Source organism: Vagococcus sp. CY52-2, assembly GCF_022655055.1.
Taxonomy (GTDB): domain Bacteria; phylum Bacillota; class Bacilli; order Lactobacillales; family Vagococcaceae; genus Vagococcus.
In genome coordinates this window covers 1,758,287-1,770,574 of sequence record NZ_CP093384.1, presented here as the reverse complement: position 1 = coordinate 1,770,574, position 12,288 = coordinate 1,758,287, and the positions used below count along the sequence as shown (strand labels likewise).

The 12,288-nt window shown below is 33.9% G+C and carries 14 protein-coding genes and 1 other annotated feature; of the genes, 12 read left to right on the top strand and 2 right to left on the bottom strand.

Translation table 11 applies throughout. The features are described 5' to 3' along the window. The first annotated feature begins 35 nt into the window (after nt 1–35). From MN187_RS08530 to MN187_RS08475, 12 genes are all read left to right on the top strand, one after another. Nucleotides 36–506 (top strand): low molecular weight protein-tyrosine-phosphatase, encoded by a 471-nt coding sequence (locus MN187_RS08530; protein ID WP_242093829.1) that lies wholly within the window; start codon nt 36–38, stop codon nt 504–506. A 341-nt stretch (nt 507–847) separates the two neighbouring features. Continuing rightward, complete coding sequence (locus tag MN187_RS08525) at nt 848–1,099, top strand: hypothetical protein (protein WP_117973383.1); 252 nt, start codon at nt 848–850, stop codon at nt 1,097–1,099. A 390-nt stretch (nt 1,100–1,489) separates the two neighbouring features. Then, on the top strand, nt 1,490–1,657 hold the full coding sequence (locus tag MN187_RS08520; RefSeq protein WP_158559450.1) for a hypothetical protein: 168 nt from the start codon (nt 1,490–1,492) through the stop codon (nt 1,655–1,657). Nucleotides 1,658–1,760: 103 nt separating this feature from the next. Further along, the gene (locus MN187_RS08515) at nt 1,761–2,405 is read left to right on the top strand and encodes a redox-sensing transcriptional repressor Rex (protein ID WP_117973439.1); all 645 of its coding nucleotides are present in this window, start codon (nt 1,761–1,763) and stop codon (nt 2,403–2,405) included. A gap of 77 nt (nt 2,406–2,482) precedes the next feature. Continuing rightward, nucleotides 2,483–2,974 carry a thiol peroxidase gene (gene tpx, locus MN187_RS08510; protein WP_117973382.1) on the top strand — a complete coding sequence of 164 codons (492 nt, stop codon included), beginning with the start codon at nt 2,483–2,485 and terminating at the stop codon, nt 2,972–2,974. A 42-nt stretch (nt 2,975–3,016) separates the two neighbouring features. Next, nucleotides 3,017–3,212, top strand: a binding site (T-box leader). 57 nt (nt 3,213–3,269) lie between these two features. After that, nucleotides 3,270–5,912 carry a valine--tRNA ligase gene (locus MN187_RS08505; protein ID WP_117973381.1) on the top strand — a complete coding sequence of 881 codons (2,643 nt, stop codon included), beginning with the start codon at nt 3,270–3,272 and terminating at the stop codon, nt 5,910–5,912. 19 nt (nt 5,913–5,931) lie between these two features. Then, complete coding sequence (locus MN187_RS08500) at nt 5,932–7,218, top strand: bifunctional folylpolyglutamate synthase/dihydrofolate synthase (protein WP_117973380.1); 1,287 nt, start codon at nt 5,932–5,934, stop codon at nt 7,216–7,218. 3 nt (nt 7,219–7,221) lie between these two features. Then, a complete protein-coding gene (locus MN187_RS08495; RefSeq protein WP_117973379.1) occupies nt 7,222–7,887 on the top strand; it encodes an HAD family hydrolase in 666 nt (221 codons plus the stop codon). Nucleotides 7,888–7,942: 55 nt separating this feature from the next. Beyond that, nucleotides 7,943–8,635, top strand: a complete 693-nt coding sequence (radC, locus tag MN187_RS08490; protein ID WP_241699493.1) for a RadC family protein — start codon at nt 7,943–7,945, stop codon at nt 8,633–8,635. A 155-nt stretch (nt 8,636–8,790) separates the two neighbouring features. After that, the gene (locus MN187_RS08485) at nt 8,791–8,991 is read left to right on the top strand and encodes a cold-shock protein (protein ID WP_071457588.1); all 201 of its coding nucleotides are present in this window, start codon (nt 8,791–8,793) and stop codon (nt 8,989–8,991) included. Nucleotides 8,992–9,122: 131 nt separating this feature from the next. Beyond that, a complete protein-coding gene (locus tag MN187_RS08480; protein ID WP_117973378.1) occupies nt 9,123–9,662 on the top strand; it encodes a DUF2179 domain-containing protein in 540 nt (179 codons plus the stop codon). Next, complete coding sequence (locus MN187_RS08475) at nt 9,662–10,096, top strand: GNAT family N-acetyltransferase (RefSeq protein ID WP_199500918.1); 435 nt, start codon at nt 9,662–9,664, stop codon at nt 10,094–10,096. Before MN187_RS08480 ends, MN187_RS08475 begins: the two co-directional genes overlap by 1 nt. A 52-nt stretch (nt 10,097–10,148) precedes the next feature. Here MN187_RS08475 and rnjA read toward each other — a convergent pair whose 3' ends face one another. Together rnjA and MN187_RS08465 are read right to left on the bottom strand one after the other, a co-directional pair. Beyond that, a complete protein-coding gene (gene rnjA, locus MN187_RS08470) occupies nt 10,149–11,828 on the bottom strand; it encodes a ribonuclease J1 (protein WP_117973376.1) in 1,680 nt (559 codons plus the stop codon). A 2-nt stretch (nt 11,829–11,830) separates the two neighbouring features. Continuing rightward, a complete protein-coding gene (locus MN187_RS08465; RefSeq protein WP_117973375.1) occupies nt 11,831–12,046 on the bottom strand; it encodes a DNA-directed RNA polymerase subunit epsilon in 216 nt (71 codons plus the stop codon). Nucleotides 12,047–12,288 lie beyond the last annotated feature (242 nt).

Sequence of the window (12,288 nt, the reverse complement as noted above, 5' to 3'; positions counted from 1 at the left end):
TAAGGCTTTTTATTTTTGAATAAGGGGGACAAAGGATGAAAAAAGTATTATTTGTTTGTTTAGGTAATATTTGTCGTTCACCTATGGCAGAGGTAATATTTAAAGATAAGGTAAAAAATAAAGGGTTGTCTGATGTTATTGAGGTTTCTTCCAGAGCAACTGGGAGCTGGAATGATGGAGACGCTCCACATAAAGGCACACAAGAGAAATTGAAAGAAGTCGGTTTATCATGTGAGGGATTACATGCTCAAAAAATTTCTTCTGATGATTTTCATCAGTTTGATTACATTATAGGAATGGATGAAAATAATATTCGAGATTTAGAAGGATTATCACCTGATATTGAATCATTATATAAAATTCATTTATTATTATCAGAAGAAGTTGGATTGGATAAAAAAATGATACCAGATCCTTATTACACCGGAGATTTTGATTTAACTTATGAGTTGATAAATAAGGGAACAACAAAATGGTTAGAAAAAATTGAACAGGAAATGAGTTAATTTTGTCAAATAGTATAAAATAAAAAGAGTTAGGAGCTAAACGTTACTAACTCTTTTTATTTTGATCTTAATGAGATAGTTTGTGAAAAATTCATAAGTATAGACAACATGATTATAAATAGGTCAAAATTTTGTTTCAATAAAATAAAAGATGACGATACTAATATGGGATAAATTAGAAACTTGTGTACAATAAGATTCATTGGTGATAAATGAGCTGGACTTTTATTTTTAGTCAATTTTTGGTTACCTTTTTAGTTATTTTTGAACATTAAACAAATTAAAAGCATCATATACTCATTTTGTAAGTAACAATAAATTCAAAAAAGGGGCATATAAGGATGACTAATAAAATACAACCAGAAAATTTAAATAATATAAAATTAAAAAAGAAACGTAAAAAAAGAAAACATAGACAATCATCTAGTCAGTCCATCTGTTCAACTAACGTCATAAAAACTGGGAAAATAGTCGTTAAAAAACGATTGAGTATAGCAGCTATTTTAGTTGCTATTTTAAGATTAAGTACAACAGCAACAGTCGTTGCTTTAGATCGTCACAATGCTCATCAGGAGGAAATAAAAAAGAATTAGCCTACGTTTCTTTTATAAATGATGTCTATCTTTATCAACTAAATTTGGTTAATTTATGAAGTGAATTAAATGATAAATCTATTAAATTACAGTATCCAATTTTTTATGATATTGTATCCCAGAGTTTAAAAGAATTAGAAATAAATACTCCTTGGATTCGTTTTTATGCCCCTTTATTGATTAGTCGAGCCTTTAGGTATTGTAATTATAAGGTATTTGAGAGTCTTACTAAAATTAAAGCTGTTTCAATCGTGGTCTCGACAACTTTAGAGAAAAATCATGCCAAGATTTTAAGCTATATTTTAAAATTGAACATTTCAAGCTAAAATTAAAATTGTAGGATTAGAATATGAAAAGACATTATTTAATAGTAAAGAAACAAGAGATTCTTTGAATAAAGTAGATATGGTGATAACGAACCACCTCTTTTATCACGACTTAGAGAATGTAATTATTGTAGATGACGTTATTGAAAATAATCGATTAGAAGCTATTAAACGTTCAATAGATAGTATATTAATGAAAAATATCGAAAATACTGAACAAGGTTTGGAATAATATTGCTGGATAGTCATTGAAAAAGATTGTGAAAAATGATACACTAAATGTGAAAATAATCACAATTCTTTAGGAGGGATGGACTGTGGAAGAACACAAAAATATGAAAATGGTCCCTAAAGCAACAACAAAACGTATTCCACTTTATTTTAGGTATTTAAAAACATTAGATGAAACAGGTGTAAAACGTATTAAATCAAACGAGTTTAGTAAAATGATTCAAATTCCATCAGCAACTATTAGGCGAGATTTTTCTCACTTTGGGGAGTTGGGACGAAGTGGCTATGGTTATGATGTGCCATACTTAATAGAAGTTTTTAGTGAGATATTAAAAACAGATATTGAAAAACGCATTGCATTAGTTGGATCTGGAAATTTAGGTAAAGCATTAATAAAAAATAATTTTAGACGAGATACAAATTTAAATATTGTGGCGGCATTTGATGCAAATCCTGAAATTGTTGGTGAAAAAATTAATGGAATTGTTGTAAAAGATATGAGTGAGTTAAAAAACATTGTAAAAAAAGAAGGTATTACAACAGTTATTATGACTGTGCCTAGTAGCAAAGCACAACAAGTAATTGATGAGGTTGTTGAAGCTGGAGTGACGGCTATTTTAAATTTTGCTCCTAAGCGGTTAAAAGTTCCCTCACATGTTCAAGTGCAATACATTGATTTAACGACGGAGTTACAAACGTTGATCTATTATGATGAAAATTACAATCATGCAAACCTTGATTTAATCTAGTTTTTCCAAGCATCTATTTTGTGTATTTAACTTTATTTCACTATAATGAAGGAAAGTTAAATAAAGGATGTGTCAACATGGAAGTATTATTAAAAGGTAACCCAGTTGAATTAGTAGGAACACCACCAAAAGCGGGAGAAAAAGCTCCAACATTTAGTTTAAAAGATTTGTCAGATAATGTAATCTCATTAGAGGAATTAAAAGGAAAACCAGTTATTATTAGTGTGGTACCTGATATTGATACTAGTGTTTGTGCACTACAGACAAAACACTTTAATAAAGAAGCAGCAACAATTAAAGACGTATATTTTTTAACGATTTCAAATAACACAAAAGAACAATTAGCTAATTGGTGTGCAGCTGAATCAGTTGACATGACCATGTTAAGAGATGAAGAAGGTGTGGTTGGAAAAGAATATGGTATTTTAATTCCATCAATTAATCGTTTAGCACGCTCAATTTTTGTGTTAGACAAAGATGGCGTCATTACATATGAAGAAATCGTACCAGAAGTATCAAGTGAACCAAATTATGTTAAAGCATTAGAAGCTGCAAAAGCGTTAATCTAAGTTTGACGAAATGATGCTATCAAGGTAAAATGAATGGCATAAACAACCATAAAGAATAGGAAGAGTAATACTTGGATATGTTGCAGAAAGAAAATCCATTGGCTGAAAGGTTTTCCATTTAAAAGTATGAAGGTAGCCTAGGAGTGGGAACCGTATTGTCAACGTTATATGACCTAGAGAGATAAGCGTATTCGTATGCTTATAAGATAGGTGGTACCGCGAGATAATCGTCCTAAAGTTAGAAATAACTTTAGGGCTTTTTGTTTTGAAAAATAAAAAATAAGGAGAAATGTATATGACAGATGAACAACAAAACTTAGCGCCAAAGTTTGACCCAAAAGCTGTTGAAAAAGGGCGTTATAAAAAGTGGCTAGAAAAAGATTTATTTAAACCAAGTGGGGATGAAAGTGCACCAGCGTATTCTATTGTCATACCACCACCAAACGTGACAGGAAAACTTCACTTAGGTCATGCATGGGATACGACACTGCAAGATATGATTATTCGTCAAAAGAGAATGCAAGGCTTTGATACATTATGGTTACCTGGTATGGACCATGCTGGGATTGCAACTCAAGCGAAAGTTGAAGAAAAATTACGTGGTGAAGGTGTGTCACGATATGATTTAGGTCGTGAAAAATTCATCGAAACAACGAAAGAATGGAAAGAAGAATATGCCGGACATATTCGTGAGCAGTGGGCAAAATTAGGATTATCTTTAGACTATTCAAGAGAGAGATTTACTTTAGACGATGGACTATCTGATGCGGTGAAAAAAGTGTTTGTGACACTTTATAATAAAGGCCTTATTTATCGTGGTGAGTACATTATTAATTGGGACCCACAAGCAAAAACCGCTTTATCTGATATCGAAGTCATTCATAAAGACATCGAAGGCGCGTTTTATCATATGTATTATCCATTAGCTGATGGCAGTGGAAAATTAGAAATTGCGACAACACGTCCAGAAACCATGCTTGGGGACACAGCTGTTGCCGTTCACCCTAAGGATGAACGTTATCAACATTTAATTGGTAAAACAGTGATTTTACCATTAGTGGATAAAGAAATTCCGATTGTCGCTGATGATTATGTTGATATGGAATTTGGAACAGGTGTCGTAAAAATTACACCAGCCCATGACCCTAACGACTTTGAGGTGGGTAATCGTCATGATTTACCTCGTATTAACGTGATGAATGATGACGCGACAATGAATGATTTAGCTGGTAAATATGCCGGTATGGATCGTTTTACTACACGTAAAGCAGTCATTAAGGATTTAGATGAGTTAGGACTACTTAAAGGCGTTGAAAAAATGACTCATAGTGTTGGTCACTCTGAGCGAACTGGAGTCGTGGTTGAGCCAAGATTATCAACGCAATGGTTTGTTAAAATGGCGCCACTTGCGAAAAAAGCTGTTGAAAACCAAGCAACAGATGACGCCGTTGATTTTTATCCACCACGTTTTAATCAGACATTCTTAACATGGATGGAAAATGTACATGACTGGGTAATTTCTCGTCAACTTTGGTGGGGACATCGTATTCCAGCTTGGTATCATAATGAAACAGGCGAAGTTTATGTTGGAGAAGAAGCACCTAAAGACGTTGAAAACTGGCATCAAGATGAAGATGTATTAGATACTTGGTTTAGTTCAGCTCTTTGGCCATTTTCAACAATGGGTTGGCCTGATACGGAGTCACATGACTTCAAACGTTATTTCCCAACGAATACATTAGTGACTGGTTATGACATTATTTTCTTCTGGGTAAGTCGTATGATTTTCCAAAGTTTAGAATTTACTGAAGAACGACCATTTGAAAATGTGTTGATTCACGGATTAATTCGTGCGGAAGATGGACGTAAAATGAGTAAATCTCTTGGTAATGGTATCGACCCAATGGATGTCATTGATCAATACGGAGCAGACGCGTTGCGTTGGTTCTTATCAAATGGCTCTACACCAGGTCAAGACATGCGTTTTAGTTATGAAAAAATGGATGCTGCTTGGAACTTCATTAATAAAATTTGGAATGCCTCTCGTTTTGTATTAATGAACGTTGAAGGCATGACATATGATGATATTTCTCTTGATGGTGATAAAACTGTTGCAGATAAATGGATTTTAACTCGACTAAATGAAACGATTGAAAAAGTAACGAACTTCTTTGACCGTTTTGAGTTTGGGGAAGCCGGTCGTCATTTATACAACTTTATTTGGGATGATTTCTGTGATTGGTATATTGAGATGAGTAAGGAAGTCCTTTACGGAGAAAATGAAGAACAAAAACAAATGACTCGTAGCATTTTAGTACATGTATTAGATAACATTTTACGTTTACTACACCCAATCATGCCATTTGTGACAGAAGAAATTTGGGAAAAAATTCCACATCAAGGTGAATCAATTGTAGTGGCAGCTTATCCAACTGTCAATGAAGTTTGGACAGATGAACAAGCGGCAGAAGGTATGGAAGTATTAAAAGAATTAATCCGCTCAGTTCGTAATATTCGCTCAGAAGTGAGTGCACCAATGTCTAAGCCAATTACATTGTTAATCAAAACATCAAAAGATTCAGTTAAAGACTTCTTTGAAGCAAATACTAATTATATCGAACGTTTCTGTCATCCAGAAGTGTTAGAAATTAAAGAAGAATTTGATGTACCAGATTTAGCCATGAGTGCAGTGATTACTGGAGCTGAAATCTATTTACCATTAGAAGATTTAATCAATATTGACGAAGAAATTGCTCGTTTGGAAAAAGAGTTGGATAAGTGGACGTCAGAAGTAGCACTTGTTGAGAAGAAATTAAGCAATGACCGTTTTGTTTCAAATGCACCAGAGGCTGTTGTTGCAGCAGAACGTGAGAAACAAAAAGATTACTTAGAAAAACAAGCCTCTGTAAAAGAAAGACTGGCTTCTTTGAAAAAATAAATAAAGGTGGCTGTACAAGATGGAGTATGGAGAAATCATTTCATGGATACATGAACGCACAAAGTTTGGTATTCGTCCGGGGTTAACACGAATCAATTATTTATTAGAACAATTAGACAATCCGCAAGATAAGTTAAAAATTGTTCATATCGGTGGAACAAATGGGAAAGGCTCAACGACAACGTTTTTACGTTGCCTGTTGGAGCAACAAGGCTTAACAGTTGGAACCTTTACCTCACCGTATATCGAATCATTTAACGAACGCATTGCGATTAACGGTCAACCAATTCCTAATGAAGAGTTGGTTGAATTATGTGAAAAAGTGATACCTATCGTGGATAAGATGGATGAGGTACCTGAGTTAGCTCATACTGTTGAATTTGAAGTATTAACAGCTATGATGTTTGATTATTTTGTTGATAAAAAAGTTGACATTGTTCTAGTTGAAGTTGGTTTGGGCGGACGTTTTGACTGTACGAACGTGATGACTCCACTTGTGTCAGTAATTACGACAATTGGTTTAGACCATGTCGATATTTTAGGAGATACGATTGAACAAGTTGCTAGTCAAAAAGCTGGGATTATTAAAGAAGGAAGGCCAGTTATTGTCGGGAATGTTTCAGATGAAGCATTTGATGTGATTAGTAAAGAAGCAAATTCATTACATGCTCCAATCAAACGTTATGGGGTTGACTTTGATAGTCAATACTTACAACCGACTGATAATTGGGGAGAAACATTCCATTTTAAATCAGATAAAGTTGATTTAAAACAATTATCCATAAATATGGTTGGAAAACACCAAGTAGATAATGCAAGTGTCGCCATTGAAGCATTTAATGAGGTGGCTGATATGCTTCATTTACCAGTGTCTAATCGTGATTATCAAAAAGGATTACAACAAGCATTTTGGCCTGGTCGTATGGAAAAAATTTCTGATGAACCATTTATTGTATTAGATGGGGCGCATAACGATCACGCGATGGAAGTATTAGTAGACAATCTAAGACGAGAATTTTCAGATAAAAAAATTCATACGATTTTTGGGGCGTTGACCACTAAAGACATTCAAGGGATGATTGGGTTATTGCAGTCAGTAAATAATCTAGACTTGAAAGTGACCACTTTTGATTACCCAAAAGCTTGTACGAAAGAATTATATGAAGAGATGGGATTAACAGCATATGATCACTGGCAAGAAGCACTATCAGATACATTGAAAGAAGTGTCAGGGGACGATTTGATTTTAATTACCGGATCATTGTATTTTATTTCCCAAGTAAGACAAATTTTATTAGGAGAGTGACGTGTGAAAAAAATAAGCGGCGTTATTTTTGATATGGACGGCCTAATCTTTGATACAGAAGCAGTCTATTCGAAAAATAATATTGAAATTGCACAAAAATTCAAGATGCCTGGCTACGATGAGGAATATTATAAATCTGAAGTTGGTTTAGGTGAGAAGGCAGTTTACCAAAAATATGTCAACGATTTTCCAATGTTGAGACAAGATGAGATTGACCAATTTTTTAAAGAAAGTCGAGCTAGTACATGGGAAGAATTTTCGACAGTGGGAGCACCGATTAAACCAGGTGTGGAAGAATTGTTAACGTATTTAAACAATCACGGCGTAAAGTGTGTCGTTGCTTCAAGTAATAACCGTGAAGCGATTGATATGTTATTAGACAAAGCTGGATTTATGGATAAGTTTAGTGGGATTGTCAGTGGCAATGATGTGACACATGCTAAACCACATCCAGAAATTGTTGAAAAAGCTGTCGAAATATTAGGTACACCAAAAGAAGAAACGATAATGCTAGAAGATTCATTGAATGGCATTCGAGCGTCTTTCACTGCCAATGTACCAGTCATCATGGTACCGGATTTGATTTTACCAAATGACGAAGCGAAAGAAAAAACACTGACTATTAAAGATAGTTTGTATGATGTGTTAGACTACATAAAATCAGTTTAAATCAAAAACTCCTTTTTTCACGTATGTTTTGGGTGAAGAAGGGAGTGTTTTTTTATTGAAAATTAAATGTCGAGAGCAAGAGTATAAAGATCAATTGTTACCTCGCGAGCGATTACTACAATATGGTTCAGAGGTTTTATCCAATGAAGAGTTATTAGCTATTGTGTTACAATCAGGAAATAAGTCAATACCAGTCATGCAGTTAGCAGAAAATATATTAAAAGAAGTGGATGGGTTATACGGATTAAAAACCGTTAAAATAGAGGAATTGATGAATTTAAATGGAATAGGAACAGTAAAAGCGATACAAATAAAAGCTATTGTGGAATTAGGAAAACGATTAGCTTTATCAACACAAGAAAAATATGGAAAAATTTATTCTAGTCAACAAATTGGCGAGCGATTAATTGAAGAAATGAAGGATTTAACACAAGAACATTTTATGGTATTTTATTTAAATGCTAAAAATGAAATCATAAAAAAAGAAACGATTTTTATTGGCACGTTAAATCAATCAATTGCTCATCCACGTGAAATTTTTCATCTAGCCGTGAGGTATTCGGCCTCTCGCCTTATCCTAGTTCACAACCATCCGTCTGGAAATCCAGAACCGTCAGATCAAGATGAAATATTCACAGAACGTTTGGTTTCTTGTGGTAAAATGATGGGGATGGAGATTTTAGATCATATAATTGTAGGAGAATCCGGTTACGTAAGTTTTAGAGAAACTAAGAGATTATCATTGTGAAAACGGGTCTTTACTTGCAATTAAAAGAGACATGAGTTATCATGAATATGTAATATGGTTTTGGATTTCAATAGATGTTGTATGAAACACCCTCTATCGACCGAAAGCAAGTATTACAAAAATTAACATGTGCTACGGCACGAGGAGGAAGTAACATGGCTCAAGGAACAGTAAAATGGTTTAACGCAGAAAAAGGATTTGGATTTATTCAACAAGAAGAAGGAAATGACGTATTCGTACATTTCTCAGCTATCGAAGGCGACGGATTCAAAACTTTAGAAGAAGGTCAAGCTGTAACATTCGAAATCGAAGAAACAGATCGTGGACCTCAAGCAGCAAACGTTGTAAAAGCGTAATTAAATCTAATTAAAATTTTAAGTGTAAGTGGGTTAATCCACTTACACTTTTTTTGATTAATTTGTTGCATGGTATAAAGTTATCGGATAATATGAGGAAGCAGAGCTATATAAAAGGAGGAGTTTAATAAATGGAATTGAAAACATTACTAATAATTTTTTTAATTAATTTTTGTTATGTTACACTAAATACTATCCGTTTCATGTTAACAATGAAAGGGTCACGTGTTATTGCCCCGTTACTTAGTATGGTGGAAATTTCCATCTATGTTGTTGGTTTATCTTTAGTATTAAATCAAATTAATAACCCAGTTAATCTGTTTGTATATGCATTAGGTTATGCTTGTGGAATTGTTTTAGGGATAAAAATTGAAGATTATTTAGCATTAGGTTATATTATGGTGACGGCTATTTTGCCATTAAATGAAGAAAATAAGGCACTTCCAGAATTGTTAAGAGATGAGGGATATGGTGTGACACAAACCATTGCTCATGGACGAGAAGGAGAACGATTAGTACTAGAAATTTTATCTGCTAGAAAATCGGAGCGTTCTTTATATAAAGATATTAAAGATTTTAATGATAAAGCATTTATCATCTCATATGAACCTAAGTACATTTCTGGAGGGTTCTGGACGAAAAAAGTACGTGAAAGGAACAAGAGAAGATGATTACATTTGAACAAAAAAGATTTGATCATTTAACCCGACAAGAATTGTTTTCCATGTATCAACTACGAATTGCTGTGTTTGTTGTGGAACAAAAGTGTCCTTACCAAGAGGTAGATGAGATAGATCTATCAGCTATACATGTTTTGGGAAAAAATGAAGCAGGTGAATTAGTTGCTTATATGAGGTTGTTTCAAGAAAACCAATCTTGGCATATTGGCCGAGTAACTGTTCGAAAAAGTGATAGACATCTTCATTATGGAAGGAAGTTAGTTTCATACGGTCTGTCTTGTGTACCAACTAATCAATTAATAAAAGCACAAGCACAAGAGTATTTAAAATCATTTTATGAATCATTTGGTTTTGAAGCAATATCTGATGTTTATCTAGAAGATAATATTCCGCATATTGATATGGAATGGATAAAAAAAATATGAAAAAACCTGTAAATGCTTAATTATTTTTAGACATTTACAGGTTTTTAGATTATTATTTACTGGATGTTTCAAGTATCATTGGCAGAATCATTGGATGACGTTCGGTTTTTTCAATTAGAAATGGTTGAACGGTATTCACAATGACTTCATTTAACATGATTTCATCACATTCGGGATGTTTTAATGCTTTTCTGATAGCGTTAAATAATAATCGTTGTGTCTCTTGGATTAATTCACCAGACTCTCTCATATAAATAAAGCCACGAGATAAAATATCTGGACCAGCAACAATCATTTTTGATTGATAGTCAACTGTGGCAACGGCTAATACCAAACCATCTTCGGAAAGAATTCGGCGATCTTTTAAAACGATACTGCCAATATCTCCAATCCCATTACCATCAACATACACATCTTCAGCATTAAAGTGTCCAGCACGTCTTGCACTGTCACTTGTTAGGGCTAAGACATCTCCGTTTTCTAAAATAAAACAGTTTTCTTTAGGGACACCTGTTGCTTGAGCTGATTTAGAGTGGATATTTAGCATACGATATTCTCCATGAACTGGAACGAAGTATTTTGGTTTTAATAAACGTAAAAATAGCATTTGTTCTTGCTGTCCACCATGTCCAGATGTATGAATATTATTTACTTTACCATGAATGACATTAGCTCCAGCTTCGGATAATAAATTGATTAAACGATTCACACTAGTTGTGTTTCCTGGAATAGGTGAGCTTGAGAAAATAACTGTATCATCAGGTTGAATCGAAATTTGACGATGTGTTCCATTAGCAATACGGCTTAAGGCAGCCATTGGTTCACCTTGAGATCCAGTACATAAAATCATAATCTCGTTAGCTGGGTATTTATTAATATCACGAGCATCGATAAAGGTATCATCAGGGACGGTAATATGTCCTAACTCGCGTCCGTTTACAATCGCATTTTCCATACTACGACCAAAAACAGCAATTTTTCGTCCAGTTTTAACAGCTGCTTGAGCTGTTTGTTGTAAACGGAAAATATTTGAAGCAAACGTCGCAAAAATGACACGACCTTCAACTTTTTCCACAATTTTTGTAATGGATTCGCCAATCACTTTTTCAGATTTGGTAAACTCAGGTACTTCAGCATTGGTACTATCTGAAAGTAAACATAATACGCCTTCTTCACCTAGACGAGCCATTTTATGTAAATTGGCCGGTTCTCCAACTGGTGTAAAGTCAAACTTAAAGTCACCAGAGTACACGATATTTCCTGATGGCGTTTTAACAACCACCCCATTGGCTTCAGGAATACTATGAGTGGTTCTAAAGAAGCTGATTTGAGTTTTTCTAAACTTGATCACAGTGTCTTCATTTACTTCATGTAAAACGGCATCACGAAGTAAGCCGTGTTCTTCTAGTTTATTACGAATTAATGCAAGAGCTAGAGGGCCAGCATAGATTGGGATGTTTGCTTGTCGCAATAGAAATGGTATCCCACCAATATGATCTTCATGCCCGTGAGTAATGACTAACGCTTTGACTTTTTTGATATTTTTAACAATGTATTGGTAATTTGGTATGACGTAATCGATACCCAGTAAATCGTCTTCTGGAAATTTAATTCCAGCATCAACAATGATGATTTCATCTTGAAATTGGACACCATAAGTATTTTTACCGATTTCCCCTAGTCCACCTATTCCAAATACACCTGTCTCATTGTTTTTTATTTGGGGTTTCATGATTAATTAAACTCCACTAATTCAAAGTTAGTATGTTCTTTTTCATAATCTAAATGGTTTCCTTCTAGGGGTTGGATAAACTCAATATTGTAGTTAGTATGCTCAGTTATTAAGCGACGAGCTGTAACGGGTGAATCAGATTCAATGTAAAGAGATTGTGTTTTTTCTCTTTGTGGGCTAAATTTTTTGTCCTCTTGGTAATATACTTTATAAATCATTTGACATTCTCCTTTATATAAATGAAATTTTTATCTCTAATTAATTTGTAAAAACACGACAAAATTAGGTGCAAGTAGACACCTTTTTGAAGTAATAGTTATCCTAAATACTTGATTTAAAATAACATGGAATCTTGTCTCATTCCACGGATGTTCACTATCTTTTTCACCGTCGTATTTTGGAGCATATTACTCCAACAATTAGGTTTATTTTATCATAATTGCAAATAATTGTATAGAAA

Excerpts from the sequence above, each read along its gene's own strand:
- MN187_RS08530 (WP_242093829.1), top strand. The coding sequence starts at position 36 with ATGAAAAAAGTATTATTTGTTTGTTTAGGTAATATTTGTCGTTCACCT.
- MN187_RS08525 (WP_117973383.1), top strand. The coding sequence starts at position 848 with ATGACTAATAAAATACAACCAGAAAATTTAAATAATATAAAATTAAAA.
- MN187_RS08515 (WP_117973439.1), top strand. The coding sequence starts at position 1,761 with ATGAAAATGGTCCCTAAAGCAACAACAAAACGTATTCCACTTTATTTT.
- tpx (WP_117973382.1), top strand. The coding sequence starts at position 2,483 with ATGGAAGTATTATTAAAAGGTAACCCAGTTGAATTAGTAGGAACACCA.
- MN187_RS08505 (WP_117973381.1), top strand. The coding sequence starts at position 3,270 with ATGACAGATGAACAACAAAACTTAGCGCCAAAGTTTGACCCAAAAGCT.
- MN187_RS08500 (WP_117973380.1), top strand. The coding sequence starts at position 5,932 with ATGGAGTATGGAGAAATCATTTCATGGATACATGAACGCACAAAGTTT.
- MN187_RS08485 (WP_071457588.1), top strand. The coding sequence starts at position 8,791 with ATGGCTCAAGGAACAGTAAAATGGTTTAACGCAGAAAAAGGATTTGGA.
- MN187_RS08480 (WP_117973378.1), top strand. The coding sequence starts at position 9,123 with ATGGAATTGAAAACATTACTAATAATTTTTTTAATTAATTTTTGTTAT.
- rnjA (WP_117973376.1), bottom strand. The coding sequence starts at position 11,828 with ATGAAACCCCAAATAAAAAACAATGAGACAGGTGTATTTGGAATAGGT.
- MN187_RS08465 (WP_117973375.1), bottom strand. The coding sequence starts at position 12,046 with ATGATTTATAAAGTATATTACCAAGAGGACAAAAAATTTAGCCCACAA.